This window comes from Lysobacter sp. BMK333-48F3 (assembly GCF_019733395.1).
GTDB lineage: Bacteria > Pseudomonadota > Gammaproteobacteria > Xanthomonadales > Xanthomonadaceae > Lysobacter.
Map to the genome: position 1 here is coordinate 2,567,712 of NZ_JAIHOO010000001.1, position 18,527 is coordinate 2,586,238.

16 protein-coding genes are annotated in these 18,527 nt (G+C 70.2%); 10 read left to right on the forward strand and 6 right to left on the reverse strand.

The features are described from left to right. Positions 1–125 precede the first annotated feature (125 nt). The 5 genes from hemW to rph form a co-directional block, all read right to left on the reverse strand. Positions 126–1,277 (reverse strand): radical SAM family heme chaperone HemW, encoded by a 1,152-nt coding sequence (hemW, locus tag K4L06_RS10900; protein WP_255595596.1) that lies wholly within the window; start codon positions 1,275–1,277, stop codon positions 126–128. A gap of 111 nt (positions 1,278–1,388) precedes the next feature. Beyond that, entirely contained in the window at positions 1,389–1,967 is a 579-nt protein-coding gene (locus K4L06_RS10905; RefSeq protein WP_221671405.1) for a hypothetical protein, read from the reverse strand. Then, positions 1,964–2,560 carry an RdgB/HAM1 family non-canonical purine NTP pyrophosphatase gene (gene rdgB, locus K4L06_RS10910; protein WP_221671406.1) on the reverse strand — a complete coding sequence of 199 codons (597 nt, stop codon included), beginning with the start codon at positions 2,558–2,560 and terminating at the stop codon, positions 1,964–1,966. Before rdgB ends, K4L06_RS10905 begins: the two co-directional genes overlap by 4 nt. After that, the gene (locus tag K4L06_RS10915; RefSeq protein ID WP_221671407.1) at positions 2,557–2,949 is read right to left on the reverse strand and encodes a VOC family protein; all 393 of its coding nucleotides are present in this window, start codon (positions 2,947–2,949) and stop codon (positions 2,557–2,559) included. The genes rdgB and K4L06_RS10915 overlap by 4 nt, the downstream gene beginning before the upstream one ends. Positions 2,950–3,088: 139 nt before the next feature. Further along, entirely contained in the window at positions 3,089–3,853 is a 765-nt protein-coding gene (gene rph, locus K4L06_RS10920) for a ribonuclease PH (protein ID WP_221671408.1), read from the reverse strand. 69 nt (positions 3,854–3,922) lie between these two features. Between rph and K4L06_RS10925 the strand changes: the two genes are divergently transcribed. From K4L06_RS10925 to K4L06_RS10945, 5 genes are all read left to right on the forward strand, one after another. Then, on the forward strand, positions 3,923–4,783 hold the full coding sequence (locus tag K4L06_RS10925; RefSeq protein ID WP_221671409.1) for a YicC/YloC family endoribonuclease: 861 nt from the start codon (positions 3,923–3,925) through the stop codon (positions 4,781–4,783). Positions 4,784–4,925: 142 nt separating this feature from the next. Next, complete coding sequence (gene gmk / locus K4L06_RS10930) at positions 4,926–5,543, forward strand: guanylate kinase (RefSeq protein WP_221671410.1); 618 nt, start codon at positions 4,926–4,928, stop codon at positions 5,541–5,543. 368 nt (positions 5,544–5,911) lie between these two features. Next, a complete protein-coding gene (gene rpoZ / locus K4L06_RS10935) occupies positions 5,912–6,211 on the forward strand; it encodes a DNA-directed RNA polymerase subunit omega (protein ID WP_057946389.1) in 300 nt (99 codons plus the stop codon). A gap of 258 nt (positions 6,212–6,469) precedes the next feature. After that, positions 6,470–8,650: a bifunctional (p)ppGpp synthetase/guanosine-3',5'-bis(diphosphate) 3'-pyrophosphohydrolase gene (locus K4L06_RS10940; protein ID WP_221671411.1), complete on the forward strand. Its 2,181-nt coding sequence runs from the start codon at positions 6,470–6,472 to the stop codon at positions 8,648–8,650. A 180-nt stretch (positions 8,651–8,830) separates the two neighbouring features. Then, on the forward strand, positions 8,831–9,214 hold the full coding sequence (locus K4L06_RS10945) for a RidA family protein (RefSeq protein WP_221671412.1): 384 nt from the start codon (positions 8,831–8,833) through the stop codon (positions 9,212–9,214). Positions 9,215–9,317: 103 nt separating this feature from the next. On the opposite strand, the gene K4L06_RS10950 is transcribed toward K4L06_RS10945, so the two are convergent. Then, on the reverse strand, positions 9,318–10,367 hold the full coding sequence (locus tag K4L06_RS10950) for an AraC family transcriptional regulator (RefSeq protein ID WP_221671413.1): 1,050 nt from the start codon (positions 10,365–10,367) through the stop codon (positions 9,318–9,320). 171 nt (positions 10,368–10,538) lie between these two features. On the opposite strand from K4L06_RS10950, the gene K4L06_RS10955 reads away from it, so the two are divergent. The 5 genes from K4L06_RS10955 (at position 10,539) to K4L06_RS22730 (ending at position 18,522) form a co-directional block, all read left to right on the forward strand. Beyond that, the gene (locus K4L06_RS10955; RefSeq protein WP_221671414.1) at positions 10,539–11,768 is read left to right on the forward strand and encodes a parallel beta-helix domain-containing protein; all 1,230 of its coding nucleotides are present in this window, start codon (positions 10,539–10,541) and stop codon (positions 11,766–11,768) included. Positions 11,769–11,786: 18 nt separating this feature from the next. Next, the gene (locus tag K4L06_RS10960; RefSeq protein ID WP_221671415.1) at positions 11,787–12,911 is read left to right on the forward strand and encodes an SO2930 family diheme c-type cytochrome; all 1,125 of its coding nucleotides are present in this window, start codon (positions 11,787–11,789) and stop codon (positions 12,909–12,911) included. 70 nt (positions 12,912–12,981) lie between these two features. Beyond that, complete coding sequence (locus tag K4L06_RS10965) at positions 12,982–15,396, forward strand: TonB-dependent receptor (RefSeq protein WP_221671416.1); 2,415 nt, start codon at positions 12,982–12,984, stop codon at positions 15,394–15,396. 117 nt (positions 15,397–15,513) lie between these two features. Continuing rightward, positions 15,514–17,631, forward strand: a complete 2,118-nt coding sequence (gene recG / locus K4L06_RS10970; protein ID WP_221671417.1) for an ATP-dependent DNA helicase RecG — start codon at positions 15,514–15,516, stop codon at positions 17,629–17,631. Between the two features lie 132 nt (positions 17,632–17,763). Next, the gene (locus tag K4L06_RS22730; protein WP_221671418.1) at positions 17,764–18,522 is read left to right on the forward strand and encodes a hypothetical protein; all 759 of its coding nucleotides are present in this window, start codon (positions 17,764–17,766) and stop codon (positions 18,520–18,522) included. Positions 18,523–18,527 lie beyond the last annotated feature (5 nt).

Here is an 18,527-nt window from a genome sequence, read left to right on the forward strand (position 1 = left end):
TTGCGGGGGGCGCAGCGGCCATGGCGGCGAGGCCTACCGGCGCTTGCGCGCGGCATAACGTGCGCTGCGTCAGCCTCGGGCGCGGCGCGTTCGCCGCGCCGGCCGCCGGGGGCCGTTCGGCCGGGCTACTCGGCCAGGAACAACGCCACCACGTCGTTGGTGAAGCGACGGCCGAGTTCGGTCGGACGGACCCGCTCGCCGTCGCATTCCAGCCAGCCGGCGTCCGCCGCTTGCGCCAACTGGGTCGCGATCGCGGCCCGGGGCAGCCCGGTGCGGGCCTCGAAGTCGCTCAGGGCGAAGCCTTCGACCAGGCGCAGCAGGTTCAGCATGTACTCGAATGGGCGTCGTTCCGGGCCGATCCGGTCGTCGCCGCCGATCGCCGCGGCGCTGCCGGCGGCGGCCAGGTACTGGGTCGGATGCTTGTGCTTCCAGCGCCGCAGGATGGCCTGCTCGGCGCCGAGGGTGATCTTGCCGTGGGCGCCGGCGCCGATGCCCAGGTAGTCGCCGTAACGCCAGTAGTTGAGGTTGTGCGCGCAGCGCCGGCCCTCGCGGGCGTAAGCGCTGACTTCGTACTGGGCGTAGCCCTGCGCGGCCAGCAGGGCCTGGCAGTGTTCCTGGATGTCCCAGGCGCCGTCCTCGTCCGGAATGCCCTGCGGCGGCCGCGCCGCGAACACGGTGTTGGGCTCCAGGGTCAGCTGGTAGTGCGAGATGTGCGCCGGCTGCAGGGCGAAGGCGCGTTCCAGGTCGCGTTCGGCCATCGCCAGGCTTTGCCCGGGCAGGGCGTACATCAGGTCCAGGTTGAGATTGTCGAAGCCGGCGTCCTGGGCCAGCTTGACCGCGGCCTCGGCCTCGGCGCTGTCGTGGATCCGGCCCAGCCGGCGCAGGCAGTCGTCGTCGAAGCTCTGGATGCCGAAGCTGAGCCGGTTGACCCCGGCCGCCCGGTACAGCTCGAAGCGGCCGTGCTCGGCGGTGCCGGGGTTGGTCTCCAGGGTGATCTCGCAGCCAGGCGCCAAGCGCAGGCGGGCGGCGGCGGCCTGCAGGAAGCGGTCGACGAATTCCGGCGGGAACAGGCTCGGGGTGCCGCCGCCGAAGAACACGCTGTGCACCGGCCGGCCCCAGACCAGCGGCAGGTCGTGCTCCAGGTCGGCGATCAGGGCGTCGACATAGGCCTGGAACGGCAGCGGGCCGCGGCCCTCGTGCGAGTTGAAGTCGCAGTAGGGGCATTTGCGTACGCACCAGGGCAGATGCACGTACAGCGACAGCGGCGGGGTGCTCAGGGTCGAGCCGGCCGGGGGCTGGCTGGCGGGGGAGAAACTGGCTGGAGTCTGGTTCAACGGCGGGCGGCCGGCCGCAGGGGCCGGCCCGGATGACGGACGGAAGCCGACAGCTTACCGGTCGGCGGCCGTACCGTAGCGATACGGCGCCAGCAGGGCGCGCAGATTGGCGTCCAGGGCGACCTCGGGGCGGGCCCGCACGACCTGGCGGACGATGGTCGCCAGCGGCTCGGCGCGGCCGTCGCCGGACATGTCGCCGTCGAAGATCGCCACCGTGTTCCAGTTGCGGTGCGGCGAGGGCGCCAGGCGCAGCTCCAGGGTCGAGGTCAGGCGCAGGCGCCCGTCCTTGGCCCGGTGCAGGGACATCGAGACCACCTCGGCCGGCTCGAAGGCGCGGCTGCGGTGGCCGCTGGTGATGTTGGCGTAGCGGATCGTGCCGACGCCGCCGTCGGCGTCCAGGCTGACCCGCTGGATCGCCGCCAGGGCGACCAGGCCGACCAGGCCGGCCAGCACCCACAGCGCCAGTTCCAGGTCCGAGCCGAAGCTGTGGCTGCCGCTGCTCAGGCCGTCGTGGTGGATCCAGATCGCGATCGGCATCGCCAGCAGGTACAGCACCGCCACCGCCAGCACGGTATGGCCGCCGGCGCGGAACAGGCGCCGGTGCGGGGCGGCGGCGCGGGCCATGCGGTTCACCCGCGCAGCTCCGGCAGGCGCGCGCGCAGCGCGGCCAGGGCGCGGGCGCGGTGGCTGACCCGGTTCTTGAGTTCGTCCTCGATCTCGCCGGCGGACACGGCGTATTCGGTGTCGAAGAACACCGGCTGGTAGCCGAAGCCGCGCTCGCCCTGGCGGGCGTGCAGGATGCGGCCGTTCCAGACCCCTTCGGCGATGATCGGGCGCGGGTCGCCGGCATGGCGCAGCAGGACGATGACCGCGTAGAAATGCGCGCTGCGCTGCTCGTCCGGCACCCCGTGCAGGGCGCCGAGCAGCTTGTCGATGTTGGCCTGGGCGTCGCCGTGGCGGCCGGCGTAGCGGGCCGAGTACAGGCCGGGGGCGCCGCCGAGCGCGTCGACGCAGATGCCCGAGTCGTCGGCCAGCGCCGGCAGGCCGGTGACCGCCGAGGCATGACGGGCCTTGAGCAGCGCGTTCTCGACGAAAGTGCTGCCGGTTTCCTCGATGTCTTCGACCCCCAGATCCGTTTGCGCCACCAATTCGATCCCGGTGTCGCCGAGCAGGTCGCGCAGCTCCGCCAATTTGCCGGCGTTGCTGCTGGCCAGCACTAATCTCATGCCTTCAGTTCCAGCAAATCCCAGCGGTTACCGTACAGATCTTCGAAAACGGCGACCGTGCCGTAGGTCTCGACGCGGGGAGATTCCAGGAAGCGCACGCCCTGGGCGAGCATCGCGGCGTGGTCGCGGGCGAAGTCGTCGGTGTGCAGGAAGAACCCGACCCGGCCGCCGGTCTGGTCGCCGACCCGGGCGCGCTGCGCGTCGCCGTCGGCGCGCGCCAGCAGCAGCGCGGTTTCGGCCTGCGCGCTGGGCGCGACCCGCACCCAGCGCTTGCCGCCGCCGCGGTCGGTGTCCTCGAGCAGGACGAAGCCCAGGCGCTGGGTGTAGTAGGCGATGGCCTGGTCGTAGTCGCCGACCACCAGGGTCAGGCAGCCTAGGGTGCGATGCATGGGCGCGGCGCTCGTCGGGGAGGGCCGGCCAGTGTGCGCGCACGGCCGCCGCGGCGGCAGTCCGGCGCGGCGCTGCGCGCGGTCCGGACTTGGCCGGAACCGGTGCGCGGTTTTAGTGTGCTTTGTTGCCGGGTCGGGCTCAGCCGGCCAGCGCCTCGCGCTGCTTGGCGATCAGTTCGGCGATGCCGGCTTCGGCCAGGCCGAGCAGGCCGTCGAGCTCCTCGCGCCGGAACGCATGGCCCTCGGCGGTGCCCTGCAGCTCGATGAAGCCGCCGCCGTCGTTCATGACTACGTTCATGTCGGTGTCGCAGTCGCTGTCCTCGGCGTAGTCCAGGTCCAGCACCGGCGACCCGCGGTAGATCCCGACCGAGACCGCGGCGACCGCGCCGAAGATCGGGTCGCGGGCGATCTCGCGCCGCGCCTGCAGCCAGCGCACCGCGTCGACCAGGGCCACATAGGCGCCGGTGATCGCGGCGGTGCGGGTGCCGCCGTCGGCCTGCAGCACGTCGCAGTCCAGGGTGATGGTGCGCTCGCCGAGTGCCTTGCGGTCGATGCAGGCGCGCAGGGCGCGGCCGATCAGGCGCTGGATTTCCAGGGTCCGGCCGCCCTGCTTGCCGCGCGCGGCCTCGCGGTCGCTGCGGGTGTGGGTGGCGCGCGGCAGCATGCCGTACTCGGCGGTGACCCAGCCCTCGCCCTTGCCGCGCAGGAAGGCCGGCACCTTGTTGTCGACGCTGGCGGTGCACAGCACCCGGGTCTGGCCGAAGCTGACCAGCACCGAGCCCTCGGCGTGGCGGGTGTAGCCGCGCTCGATCCGGACCTCGCGCATCTGCCCGGCGCTGCGCCCGCTGGGGCGGACGACCGGGGCGGCCGGGGCCGGAACGGGGGCGGCGAGGGGACCGGTCATGGGACGAAGTTACCGTTTTGAGGGCCGGCGAGTTTACCATTCACCCCCCGTAAGGCTCGGAATCAGCGAATGATTCGCAGCATGACCGCCTTCGCCAGCGGCGAACGCGCGACACCCTGGGGCACGCTCGGCTGCGAGCTGCGCTCGGTCAACCACCGCTTCCTCGAGCTGGGCGTGCGCCTGGCCGACGAGCTGCGCGTGCTCGAACCGGCGCTGCGCGAACGCGTCGGCGCGCGCCTGAGCCGCGGCAAGCTCGACCTGACCCTGCGCCTGCGCGCGCCGGAAGGCGGCGACGCGTTGCAGCTCAACCCGACCCGGCTGCGCGAGCTCAGCGAGCTGGCGATCGACCTGTCGGCGCGGTTCCCGGCGCTGCGCACCGAATTCACCGAGTTGCTGCAGTTCCCCGGCGTGCTGCAGGCCCCGGCCGCGGATCCGGCGGCGTTGCAGGCCGAGGCCCTGGCCCTGCTCGACGGCGTGCTCGACGAATTCGTCGCCTCGCGCGAACGCGAGGGCGCCAAGCTCGCCGCGGTGATCGGCGAGCGCGTCGACGGCATCGCCCGCATCGCCTCCGAGGTGCGCACGATGATGCCGGCGATCCGCGCCGGCCAGCGCACCAAGCTGGAAACCCGCCTGGCCGACCTGGCCCAGCCGGCCGACAACGGCCGCCTGGAGCAGGAACTGGTGTTGTGGCTGCAGAAGCTCGACGTCGACGAAGAACTCGACCGGCTCGACTCGCATGTCGCCGAAGCCCGCCGCGTGCTCAAGCTGCGCGAAGCGGTCGGCCGGCGCCTGGACTTCCTGCTGCAGGAATTCAACCGCGAAGCCAACACCCTGGGCTCCAAGTCGGTCGACGCCCGCAGCTCCGCCGCCGCGGTCGAGCTCAAGGTGCTGATCGATCAGGTGCGCGAGCAGATCCAGAACATCGAATAGCCGGGAATGGGGAATCGGGAATCGGGAATCGTAGACGTCAAAAGCGTTTCGCGACTTCTCCCCAGATCCATCCCATTCCCGATTCCCCATTCCCCATTCCCCATTCCCGATTCCCGATTCCCGATTCCCGATTCCCAGCCCAATGCGCGGAACCCTCTACATCGTCGCCGCCCCCTCCGGGGCCGGCAAATCCAGCATCGTCAACGCGGTGCTCGCGCGCGACCCGAACATCCGGTTGTCGATCTCGTTCACCTCGCGCCAGCCGCGTCCGGGCGAGCGCCATGCCGAGCACTACCACTTCGTCAGCGCGCAGGAATTCGAGGCGATGGTCGAGGCCGGCGATTTCTTCGAGCACGCGCGCGTGCACGGCGACTGGAAGGGGTCGGCGCGGCAGTCGGTGGAGCCGTTCCTGGCCGCCGGCAAGGACGTGCTGCTGGAAATCGACTGGCAGGGCGCGCGCCAGGTGCGGGCCAAGGTGCCGGACGCGGTCAGCGTCTTCATCCTGCCGCCCTCGCGCCAGGCGCTGGAGTCGCGCATGCGCTCGCGCGGCCAGGACAGCGAGGAAACCATCCGTCAGCGCCTGGACGCGGCGCGCGAAGAGATGTCGCACTACCACGAGTTCGACTACGTCATCGTCAACGAGGTCTTCGACACCGCGGTCGACGAGATGTGCGCGATCTTCCTCGCCAGCCGCCTGCGCCGCGAGCCGCAGGTCGCCCGGCATTCGCGGCTGATTACCGCTTTGTTGGTGGACGAATAATCGGGACTCGGGACTCGGGATTCGGGATTCGGGATTCGGGATTCGGGGCGAAACGGTAGGGCTGCTCCCTGATTGCTTCCGGAATGGACGGCCCGGTCCACGATCGATGAGCCGACCGACGTGCCCCGCTTGCCCGGCATTCGCGAGGCCTGGTCTTTCCCCCCTTTGAAAAAGGGGGGAGGGGGGATTTGCTCTTGCCTTGCGCTCGCGTCCTGGCTTCGTCTGGACCCGTCAATGCCGCCGGTTGGCATCTATCTGATTGATCCATAAGGGATTGCAGCCCGAAACCTTGCTTCGCCCGGCGCCTCCGGCTAGACTCCCCGGTCCCCAACCGCTTGCAAGACGGCCGCACCGGCCGCAGGAGCCCCATGGCCCGCATCACCGTCGAAGATTGCCTGGAAGTGGTCCCGAACCGCTTCGAACTCGTCATGCTGGCCGCCAAGCGCGCCCGTCAGCTGGCCAACGGCGTCGAACCGCAGCTGGACAACAGCGAAGCCAACGACAAGCCGACCGTGCTGGCGCTGCGCGAGATCGCCGCGCGCCAGGTCAACCCGGACTACATCGACGCGGTCGAGAAGGCCGAGCGCGAGCGCAAGGAACGCGAAGCCCTGGAATGGGCCGCGGCCGAAGTGGTCGCCGACGACGACCTGTCCAAGGGCGACGACTGATCTTCCGAGCCCGCGCGCCGCGCGGGCGATCCGGCATCGCGAAACGGCTCCGCTGCGGCGGGGCCGTTTTCGTTTTCAGCCCGGCCACGCGGGCGCCTGGCGGCGCGCGGCGTTCGCCTACCTGAACCGCGCGGCGCGCCGCTCGCGCCGGATTCGCCGCCGAATCCCGCCGCCGGCTTGCGCCGCTGCGGACCGGCGCCACCTTTGAAACAGCCCCGTGCGTTGCTTCCTGCGCCTGAGCGCGCGTAAATTTCCGTTATGACTCCTGCCGAGCCCGCGCTTACCGTCTATCCCGTCGCTCCCGAAGACACGGAGCTGCCGGACTACGTGCGCGAACTGGAACTGGCCGCGCACTATTTGCCCGAGGCGCAGCGCCAGCTGCTGCGCCGCGCTTGGGCGGTCGGCGCCGCCGCGCACGCCGGGCAGACGCGCAAGTCCGGCGAGCCCTACATCACCCATCCGGTCGCGGTGGCCAAGGTCCTGGCCGAGCAGGGCCTGGACGTGGAGACCCTGGTCGCGGCGATCCTGCACGACACCATCGAAGACACGCCGCTGACCCGCGAGTGCCTGGCGACCGAGTTCGGCCCGACCGTGGCCGAATTGGTCGACGGCGTCACCAAGCTGGACAAGCTGCAGTTCCGCGACCGCCAGGAAGCGGCCGCGGAAAGCTTCCGCAAGATGCTGCTGGCGATGGCGCGCGACCTGCGGGTGATCCTGATCAAGCTCGCCGACCGCCTGCACAACATGCGCACCCTGGGCGCGCAGAGCGCCGAGGCGCGCGAGCGCATCGCCCGCGAGACCCTGGAGATCTACGCGCCGATCGCCCAGCGCCTGGGCATGAACCTGATCAAGGCCGAGCTGCAGGACCTGGGCTTTCGCGCCCTGCATCCCTGGCGCCACGCGGTGATCGAAAAACGCATCCGCACCCAGCCGGTGGTGCGGCGCGAGTCGCTGGTGCAGATCGAAGCGCATCTGGCCCAGCGGCTGGCGAAGGAGAAGCTTCAACACCGCCTGATCAGCCGGGTGAAGTCGCCGTGGAGCATCTACACCAAGATGCATCACGAGCATAAGAGCTTCAATCAGGTGATGGACGTGTTCGGCTTCCGGGTGGTGGTGCGCAGCGTGCCGGACTGCTACCACGCCCTGGGCGTGGTGCATTCGGCGTACAAGCCGCTGGATTCGCGCTTCCGCGATTTCATCGCCATTCCCAAGGCCAACGGCTACCAGTCGCTGCACACGGTGCTGTTCGGCCCCTACGGCTCGCCGGTCGAGGTGCAGATCCGCACCGAGGACATGGACCTGATCGCCGAGCGCGGCATCGCCGCGCACTGGTCGTACAAGCACGGCGGCGAAGGCCCGAACAGCGCCCAGTCGCGCGCGCACAGCTGGATCGCCAGCCTGGTCGAGTCGCAGCGCGCGACCGGTTCGTCGCTGGAGTTCCTGGAGAACGTCAAGGTCGACCTGTTCCCGGACGAGGTCTACCTGTTCACCCCCAAGGGCGACATCATGTCGCTGCCGCGCAATTCGACCGCGCTGGATTTCGCCTACGCCGTGCACACCGACGTCGGCAACCGCGCGGTCGCCGCGCGGGTGGACAGCAAGCTGGTGCCGCTGCGCACCAAGCTGGCCAGCGGCCAGCGGGTCGAGATCATCACCGCCAAGTCGTCCACGCCCAAGCCGCAGTGGCTGGAGTTCGTGGTCTCCGGCAAGGCCCGCACCTCGATCCGCCAGCAGCTCAAGCAGCTCGAGCACGAGGACGCGGTGCAGCTCGGCCACCGCATGCTCGACCGCGCGCTGGAAGCGCTGGAGACCTCGCTCGACCGGATTCCGGCGCTGCGCCTGGAGGGCTACCTGGGCGAGTACCGCTACCCGCGCCTGGAGGCGCTGTTGGCCGACATCGCGCTCGGCAACCGGATGCCCAACCAGGTCGCGTTGGCGCTGGCGCGCGAGGCGCCGGGCAAGTCGCGCGGCCGCCCTATCGACCGGCCGCGCCTGCCCGAAGACAAGATCCTGATCACCGGCGCCGAGCGCGGCGTGATCAGCTTCGCCAACTGTTGCCTGCCGTTGCCGGGCGACGAGATCATGGGCTACCACACCGCCGGCAAGGGCATCGTGGTGCACCGCCTGGATTGCCCCAACGTCGCCGACTACCGCAAGTCGCCCGACCGTTGGGTGGCGATCGGCTGGGACCGCCAGGTCTCCGGCGACTTCTCCGCCGCGCTGCGGATCGAGGTCGACAACCGCCCCGGCTCGCTGGCCCAGGTCGCCGCCGCGATCGCCGAAGCCGAGTCCAATATCGACCGGGTCGAGTACCTGGAGCGCGACGCCAACATCGCGATCATGCGTTTCGCGATCGAAGTCAGCGACCGCCGCCACCTCGCCGACGTCATGCGCCGGGTCCGGCGCCTGACCGTGGTGCTGGGCGTGCAGCGGATGTAGCGGCGGCTTCGCCGCCGCCGGGAATCGGGAGCCGGGAATCGGCAGAGCGCTGCGTCGCCTCTGGTCTGGGCGTCCCGGTGCCATGGACTTTTTTGTGAAGCCTCGCAGGCGCGCCTGTTCCAGCCGCGCCGCCTTGCCATTACGATTCCCGACTCCCCATTCCCGATTCCCGGCCCGCCCATGTCCCGAGAAATCATCCATACCGACCAAGCCCCGGCCGCGATCGGCCCGTATTCCCAGGCCGTACGCGTCGGCGACACGGTGTACCTGTCCGGCCAGATTCCGCTCGACCCGGCCAGCGGCCTGGTCATCGAGGGCGACATCGAGGCGCAGGCGCACCGCGCGTTCCAGAACCTCAAGGCGGTGTGCGAAGCCGCCGGCGGCTCGCTCGCCGAGGTGGTCCGGCTCGGCCTCTACCTCACCGACCTGGGCGCGTTCGGCAAGGTCAACTCGGTGATGGGCGAGTACTTCAACCCGCCGTACCCGGCGCGCTCGACGGTCGAAGTCTCGGCCCTGCCGCGCGGCGTCGCGTTCGAAGTCGACGCGATCCTGGTCCTGCGCTGAGCCGTAGCGAAGTTCCCCGACGACGGCCGCGCAAGCGGCCGTCGCGCTTTACGATTCCCCATTCCCCATTCCCCATTCCCCATTCCCCGCTCTTCGAACCCCCTTATCCCCGCTCAGACAAAAACCGCTCGCGCAACGCGCGCGGCGTCTCTCCGGTCAGGCGCTTGAAGGCGCGGCGGAAATCGCGCGGGTCCTTGTAGCCGACCGCGGCGCCGACCGCGGCGATGGTCGGCTGGCGTTCGCGCAGCAGGGCGTAGGCGCGGTCGATGCGCAGGCGGTCGTGGATTTCGTGGAAGCTGGTGCCCTCGCCGGTGAGTTGGCGGCGCAGGGTGCGCTCGCTGACGTGCAATTGCGCGGCGATGCCGGCCAGCTTGGGGTCCTGGGCCAGTTGCGCGCGCAGCAGGCGCTCGACCGCGGCGGTGACTTCGCCCGGCAGCGGGCCCTGCGGCATCTGCGCCTCGCACAGCGCCAGCACCTGGCGCGAGGCGATCGGGTTATGGGTCGGCAGCGGCGCCGCCAGCCAGTGCGCGTCCAGCACCAGCCGGTCCTGCGGCTGGGCGAACGCCAGCGGGCAGTCGAACACTTCGCGGTAGCGCGACTCGTAGGCCGGGGCGGGGTAGCTGAACTCCACCCGCAGCGGCCGCAGGCGTTCGCCGACCAGGCCGCGCGCCAAGGCCAGGCAGCTGCTGAAGAACTCCTCGCAGACGAAGCGGTGGATCGCCGGATAGCTTAGGGTCATGCGCCCGGCCAGGGCCAGGGTGCCCGGCTCGGACACGCTTTCGACGAAGCGCATCAGGCTGCCGACCACCGGGGTGAAGCGCAGGCCGATCTGCAGCGCGTCGCCGAAGGTCGGCGCGGTGGTCATGGCCAGGCCGAGCAGGCCGAAGTTGCCGATGTGCTGGGCGTGGCCGATGTCCAGGCCGATGCTCGCCGGCAGCACCCGCAGCGCGCGCTCGATCACCACCGCGGTCGGCCGGTCGGGCAGGCGCACGCCGGGGTCGCTGACCTGGGCGCGGCTGAGCCCGGTGCCGGCGAACCAGTCGTCGCTGGGCGCGCGCAGCCGGTCCGCCGCTTCCAGCAGACCCCACAGCAGGTTGGGCGACATCATCGCGACGTCGTCCTGGGTTTGGTCCCGATCGGATGGCTGGCGCATCTCCCCACGCTCCTGGCCGCACGGTTGACCGCGATTGCCCCCCTAGTGTGCCGCATTCGCCCTCACGCGCGCTCACGGCGCCGACCCAGACTCCTGGCTTAGCCGTGCGGGGGCGCGCCGCGACGCGAACCGCGCCGCATCCGCGCACCGCAAGCCAAACCGGAGAGACCCATGAGCCCGCCGATCCGCGCTGTCGCCGTCGCCGTCCTCGCCGCCGCCGTGGCCGCCTGCGGCCCCGAACAGGCCCAGCACACGCCCAGCCCGCAGGTCGCCGCCGGCGACGCCGCGTTCGCCGAGACCTTCCGCACCCGCCTGCTCGACGCCAAGCCGGGCGAGGTGATCGAGGTCCCGCCGGGCCGGCACAGCTTCGACCGCAGCCTGACCCTGCGCGTGGACGGGGTCACCATCCGCGGCGCCGGCCCGGACAAGTCGGTGCTGAGCTTCAAGGGCCAGAAAGCCGGCGCCGAGGGGCTGCTGGTCAACGCCAGCCGCTTCGTGCTGGAGAACATCGCCATCGAGGACAGCAAGGGCGACGGGCTCAAGGTCAACGAAGGCGAGCACATCACCATCCGCAACGTGCGGGTGGAATGGACCGGCGGCCCCAGCACCAAGAACGGCGCCTATGGCCTGTATCCGGTCAAGACCCGCAACGTGCTGATCGAGGATTCGGTGGCGATCGGCGCCTCCGACGCGGGCATCTACGTCGGCCAGTCGCGCGACGTGATCGTGCGCAACAGCCGCGCCGAGTTCAACGTCGCCGGGATCGAGATCGAAAACACGGTCAACGCCGACGTCTACGGCAACGTCGCCACCAACAACACCGGCGGCATCCTGGTGTTCAACATGCCGGCGCTGTCGCAGCAAGGCGGCGCGATCCGGGTGTTCCAGAACAAGGTCTACCAGAACAACACCGCCAACTTCGGCGCCAAGGGCACGCCGGTGGCCAGCGTGCCGGCCGGCAGCGGCATCGTGGTCAACTCCAACGACGACGTCGAGATCTTCGACAACGAGATCCGCGACAACGCCACCACCAACATCATCGTCTCCAGCGTCTATTCGACCGGCTACAAGGACGACAAGGCCTCGAAGGATTTCGATCCCTATCCCGAGCGCATCGCGATCTACGGCAACCGCCTGTCCGGCGGCGGCGACTCGCCCGACGGGTTCGACCTGAAGGCGCTGAAGACCGCGATCTACGGCTTGCGCGGCCGCCTGCCCGACGTGCTCTGGGACGGCTACGCCAACGCCAAGCTCGCCGGCGGGCCGCAGATCTGCATCCGCGACGTGTCCGGGGTGATCGACGCCGACGGCCCGGGCGGCTACAAGAGCCCGAGCCAGGACACCAAGCGCTACGACTGCAGCCTGCCCAAGTTGCCGGCCATCGACCTCAAGCGCGGCTGATCGATGCGGACGAACGCGATGGGCCGCGGTTGGATCGGATTGTTGCTGTCGCTGTGCCTGGCGGCGTGCGCGCGCGAGACCGCGCCGCCGCCGGTGCGTTTCTTCGCCGAAGGCCAGCCGGCGGACCTGGCCGAATGGAACCTGCTGCGGGTCGCCGACGGGCGCCTGCGCCTCAATCAGGGCGTGCTGGCCTACGACCTCAACACGCCGCTGTTCTCCGACTACGCGCACAAGCTGCGCACGGTGTGGATGCCGCATGGACAGGCCGCGGCCTACGACCCCGAGCGCGCGTTCGATTTCCCGGTCGGCACCGTGCTCAGCAAGACCTTCTACTACCCGCGCGGCGAGGACGGTGCGGTGCGGCGCAGCGCCGACGACGGGCCGGACCTGCGCGGCGGCGGACTCGAGCTGAGCAAGGTGCGGCTGATCGAGACCCGCCTGCTGGTGCGTCGCCGCGAGGGTTGGGTCGCGCTGCCCTATGTCTGGAACGAGCAGCAGACCCAGGCCAGGCTGATGCGCGGCGGCGAACTGGTGCCGCTGCGCCTGCTCGGCGCCGACGGCCGCAGCCAGGACCTGGAGTACCAGGTGCCGGACCAGAACCAGTGCGCCGGTTGCCACGGCACCGACATGAAGAGCAAGGCGTTGCAGCCGATCGGGCCGAAGGCGCGCCATCTCAATCGCGATTTCGCCTACGACGACGGCCTGGCCAACCAGATCGCGCGCTGGACTCAAGCCGGCTATCTGCGCGGCGCGCCGGCGCCGCAGGCCGCGCCGCGCGCCGCCCACTGGCGCGATCCGCGCGCCGATCTGGACGCCCGGGCGCGCGCCTATCTGGACGTCAATTGCGGCCATTGCCACAGCCCCAGCGGGCCGGGCAACACTTCCGGCCTGTGGCTGGACGCGGCCACCCGCGAGCCCTTGCGGCTGGGCCGCTGCAAGCTGCCGATCGCCGCCGGCAAGGGCACCGGCGACCGCCGCTACGGCCTGGTGCCGGGCAAGCCGGAGGAATCGATCTTGGTCTACCGCATGCTCAGCGACGACCCGGCGGTGATGATGCCGGAACTCGGTCGCAGCGTGACGCACGTCGAGGGCGTACAACTGATCCGCGATTGGATCGCCGCGCAGCAGGGGAGCTGCGGCTAGGCGCCCGGCGGTTGGGGAACGCGCCGGATGCGCGCGTTCGATTCTGGAACGAACGAGAGGGGAGCTTTCGATGTCGTTGCGCAAACACCGCCTGGTCGTCGCGACCGGCACCGCCATCGCCGCGTTGTGCGGCGGCGCCTTCCTGCCCGCTGCGGCGCAAACGCCGGATCAGCCCAAGGAGTTGGACAAGATCACCGTCACCGCGCAGAGCCGCGAGCAGGAACTGCAGGACGTGCCGATCGCGTTGCAGGTGGTCACCGACCAACTGATCGACGACATCGCCGCCCAGGACCTGGGCGACCTGGACAGCTTCGTGCCCGGCCTGGTGGTCGACAGCCAGCAGCCGACCCAACCCGGGTTCCAGTTGCGCGGCATCAGCACCGACGACTTCGGCATCGGCACCGATCCGGCGGTCGGCGTCTACGTCGACGGCGTCTACGCCGGCCGCGGCGGCGGCGTGCTGCTGCCGTTCACCGACGTGGAACGGATCGAGGTGCTGAAGGGGCCGCAGGGCACCTTGTTCGGCCGCAACACCGCCGCCGGCGCGATCTCCATCATCACCCGCAAGCCGAGCACGGCGGCGACCGAGGTCGCGGCCAAGCTGCGCATCGGCAACCACGGCAAGCAATACGTCGACGGCATGCTCAACCTGCCGGTCAGCGACAACTCGGCGTTCCGCTTCAATGCGCTGATCAACCACGCCGACGGCTGGATCCAGGACGCGCAGACCGGGCGCGATCTGAATCCGGAGAACAACTGGGCCACCCGCGCGGCGTTCAAGACCCGCCTGGGCGAGCGCACTTCGGTGCTGCTGAGCTGGGACCACGAGAACCTGGACCAGCTCGGCCAGGCCACCACCGGCATCGTCGCCCTGCCGCCGGCGCCGGGATTACCGCCGCTGCCGGTCGACGAATCGGCCTATCTGGACCCGCGCAAGGTGCCGACCTACAGCGATGCCGAGGGCAACGAAGAATCGCGGCGTTTCGACGGCGTGACCCTGATCGTCGACCACGGCACCGACTGGGGCGGCTTCACCTCGACCACCTCCTGGCGCGATTACGACTCGCTCAACCGGGTCGAGGAGGACGGCACCAACCGCCGTTACCTGTACGTCGATTCGACCAATACCGAGAGCAACCGCAGCTTCTACCAGGAGTTCAAGTTCGCCGGCAGCAGCGACAAGCTCGACTGGGTCGCCGGCGCCAGCTATTTCGACGAGCGCGCGCGCCAGACCAGCGAGGTCAACGCGATGACCGACTCGGTCGACAGCATCGTCCACAACCTCGGCCTGGCGCCGACCCCGACCGGCTATCTGTTCGGCTATGTCGACCAGCAACTCGGCGCGCTCGGCATTCCGATCAGCCTGCTCGGCCACCGCTGGAACGAGAAGTTCAACAACACCCTGGACACCCGCGCCTACGCGGTGTTCGGCGACGTGATCTGGCACGCCACCGACAAGCTCAACCTGACCTTCGGCCTGCGCTACACCCGCGACGAGAAGAAATTCAGCTGGCTCAACACGCCGCGCTCGGCGCCCGAACTGGACGCGGCGCTGGACCAGCTCGATGCGCTGGGCTTCTTCGACCTGGCCGGGATCCCGCGCGAGTTCTTCGTCTTCGACGTGGCCTTCATCGACCCGCCGGCGCTGATGAACAAGGGCGTGCTGCGCCGCACCTCCGACAGCTGGACCGATTTCAGCCCGCGCTTCGTCGTCGACTACCACTTCAGCGACGACACCATGGTGTTCGCCTCGCTGGCCAAGGGCTACAAGGCCGGCGGCTTCAACTCGCTGCAGATCGGCAGCAGCTTCGAGAACGAGGACGTCTGGAACTTCGAGACCGGCATCAAGCAGGCCTTCCCGGACCAGCGCCTGCAGCTCAACGCCTCGGTCTACTACTACGTCTACGACAACCGCCAGGCGATACGGCTGGACAACAGCACCGATATTCCGCGCTTCGTGATCGACACCTCCGATCTGGAAGCCTACGGCCTGGATTTCGACCTGCGCTGGCAGGTCAGCGATGCCTTCGGCCTGGACTTCAACGCCGGCTTCATCGACTCGACCTACAAGAACTACGTCACCGCCGACGGCATCGACGCCAGCGGCGACCCGACCGGCCTGCCGTACTGGTCCTTCGCCGGCGGCGCGCACTACCGCTGGGACCTCGGCGGCCACGGCGACCTGCGCGCGTCGTTGCGCCATGCCTACCGCGGCAAGGTCCGCTGCAGCGAGGAATCGCGTTCGCAGAACCGCTGCGGAGTGAGCCCGGCCTTGGACCTGGGCGAAGCGCAGAACCGCACCGACCTGCGCCTGGCCTGGACCTCGCCGCAGGGCCGCTGGGGCCTGGCCGCGTACGCGAACAACGTGTTCGACCACCAGTACGTCAATGCGCTGGGCACCTACGGCAAGACCGTGCTCGGCACCGTCGGCGCGCGCGTAAGCGAGCCGCGCAGTTACGGGGTGGAGTTCGTGGCGCGGTACTGAGGGCCGGGAATGGGGAATCGGGAGTAGGGAATGGGAAGGCGGAGCGGGATGCAGCGTGGCTGCTTTCCGATTCCCCATTCCCGATTCCCCATTCCCCATTCCCGTATCCTTACCGGCATGCCTGCCCGCAAGGACGGACCTTCCGTCGATCTCCACACCCAGCCGTTGCCGCGCCTGCCCGGGGTCGGGCCGCGCGTGGCCGAGAAGCTGGCCGCGCGGGGATTGCTGACCCTGCAGGATTTCTGGCTGCAACTGCCGCGGCAGTACGAGGATCGCACCCAGATCACCCCGATCCGCTTGCTCCAGCCCGGCGTCGCGGCGCAGGTCGAGGGCCGGGTCGAGGCGGTCGAGCGCGGGTTCCGTTATCGGCCGATGCTCCGGGTGGCGATCGACGACGGTTCGCGTTCTTCCCTGGTGCTGCGCTTCTTCCACTTCCGCGCCGCGCAGGTGGCGCAGTTCCGGGTCGGCGCGCGGGTGCGGCTGTACGGCACGCCCAAGCCGGGCCAGAACGGGCTGGAGATCGTCCATCCCAGTTACCGCGTGCTCGACGACGAGGCCGAGGTCGCGCTGGGCGAGCAACTGGACCCGGTCTATCCGACCATCGAGGGCATCGGCCCGGCGACCCTGCGGCGCCTGATCGGCTACGCCCTGGACCGGTTGCCCGACGACGCCGCGCTGGAACTGCTGCCGCAGGAACTGCGCCGGCGCCTGAAACTGCCGACCCTGCGCGAGGCCCTGCTGACCGTGCACCGGCCGCCGGTCGACGCCGATGTGGCCGCGCTGATCGAAGGCCGTCACCCGGCCCAGCGCCGGCTGGCCCTGGAGGAGTTGCTGGCCCACCACCTGAGCCTGCGCCGCCAACGCATCAGCCAGCAGGCGCATCGCGCGCGGCCGCTGAAGCAACTGCCGTTGGCCGAGCGCCTGCGCAAGTCGCTGCCGTTCAAGCTGACCGCGGCGCAGCGCCGGGTGTTCGACGAAATCCGCGCCGACCTGGCCAAGCCCTCGCCGATGCTGCGGCTGGTGCAGGGCGACGTCGGCAGCGGCAAGACCGTGGTCGCCGCGCTGGCGGCGATGCTGGCGGTGCAGCACGGCCGCCAGGCGGCGCTGATGGCGCCGACCGAGCTGCTCGCCGAGCAGCACCTCAACAACCTGCGCCGCTGGCTGGAACCGCTGGACGTGCGCGTGGCCTGGCTGGCCGGCAAGGTCACCGGCCGCGCGCGCAAGCAGGTGCTGGCCCAGGTCGCCGCCGGCGAGGCCCAGGTGGTGGTCGGCACCCATGCGCTGATGCAGGAGGGCGTGGCCTTCCGCGACCTGGCCCTGGCCATCGTCGACGAACAGCATCGCTTCGGCGTGCACCAGCGCCTGGCGCTGCGCGACAAGGGCGCCGGCGGCAGCGTCGGCGCCGACGCGATCGTGCCGCACCAGTTGGTGATGACCGCCACGCCCATTCCGCGCACCCTGGCGATGACCGCCTACGCCGACCTGGACGTGTCGGCGATCGACGAACTGCCGCCCGGGCGCACCCCGGTGCAGACCGTGGCGCTGAGCGAGGAGCGCCGGCCCGAGCTGGTCCAGCGCATCCGTACCGCCTGCGCCGAAGGCCGCCAGGCCTACTGGGTCTGCACCCTGATCGACGAGTCCGACGAGGTCGTGGCGCAGGCCGCGCAATCGACCTTCGAAGAACTCTCGCGCCAGCTCGCGCCGCTGCGCGTGGGCCTGGTGCACGGACGCATGAAGGCCAAGGAAAAACAGGCGGTGATGCAGGCGTTCAAGGACGGCGCGCTGGACCTGCTGGTGGCGACCACGGTGATCGAAGTCGGGGTCGACGTGCCCAACGCCTCGCTGATGATCGTCGAGAACGCCGAACGCCTGGGCCTGGCCCAATTGCACCAGCTGCGCGGCCGGGTCGGCCGCGGCAGCGCCGCTTCGACCTGCGTGCTGCTGTATCGCTCGCCCTTGTCCGGGCTGGCGCGTCAGCGCCTGGAAACCATGCGCCAGACCCACGACGGCTTCGTCATCGCCGAGAAGGACCTGGAGCTGCGCGGCCCGGGCGAACTGCTCGGCACCCGCCAGACCGGCCTGGCCGGATTCCGCGTCGCCGATCTGGCCCGCGACGCCGACCTGCTGCCGCTGGTGCAGGAATTGGGCGAGAAACTGCTCGCTGAATCGCCGGAACTGGCCGAGCGCGTCGTCGCGCGCTGGGTCGGCGGCGCGGCGCGCTACGCCTCGGCCTGAGCATAGAAAGCGATCTCCGCCGCCGTCTCCACCGGCGCGACGCGGCTCTGTTCCAATGGTCGCGCGAGCATGCGCTGAACGGCCCGCACCGAGCGCGGAGGGAGTTCCGCGCACTCACGACAGGAGCGTCATATGCCCGCTTTGTTCGATGTGCCGCAGCACGAATTCGCGTCGCTGCCGGCGGTGGCCGGCGAGGTCCGCCGGGTCGGCGAAATGGAATGGGGCCGGGCGACGCGCGATGCGGCCCGGTATCCGGCCGGCCGGCTGTGGCGGGTGCAATGGTCGGGACAGGTGCTGACCGGCACCGCCGGCGACGACACCCTGACCGGCGGCGCCGGCGACGACACGCTGTACGGCCTGGACGGCAACGACATGCTGCTGGGCGAGGGCGGCAACGACACGCTCCACGCTGGCGACGGCGACGACATCCTCGCCGGCGGCAGCGGCAACGACGCCTTGCACGGCGAACTCGGCAACGACGCTTACGTGTTCGGCCTCGGCGACGGCCACGATCGCATCTACCAAGCCGACGTCGAGGGCCAGTTCTTCACCACCCTGGGCCTGAAGCTCGGCGTGCACCCCGAGCAAGTGCAGCTCGAACGCGATGGCCTGGACTTGATCGTGCGCCTGGTCAGCGACGAGACCGTCACCCTGGTCGGTTTCTTCCCGCCCGCCGACGACCCCTGGCAGTGGCCGCGCGCGGTGGACGAGTTCTGGTTCCAGGAAGGGGCGATCTGGGAGATGAGCGACATCCTTGCCCGCCTGCCCGGCGGCGCGACCGCATCCGCGCAATGGCGCGGCGCGCCGGCGGCGTCGGTGCCGGTCGCTCATCGCGCGCCGCCGCCGTGCGCGACGGCGCTGTCGCCCGGTCGCGGGTGCGCAGCGTTGTAAGCGCG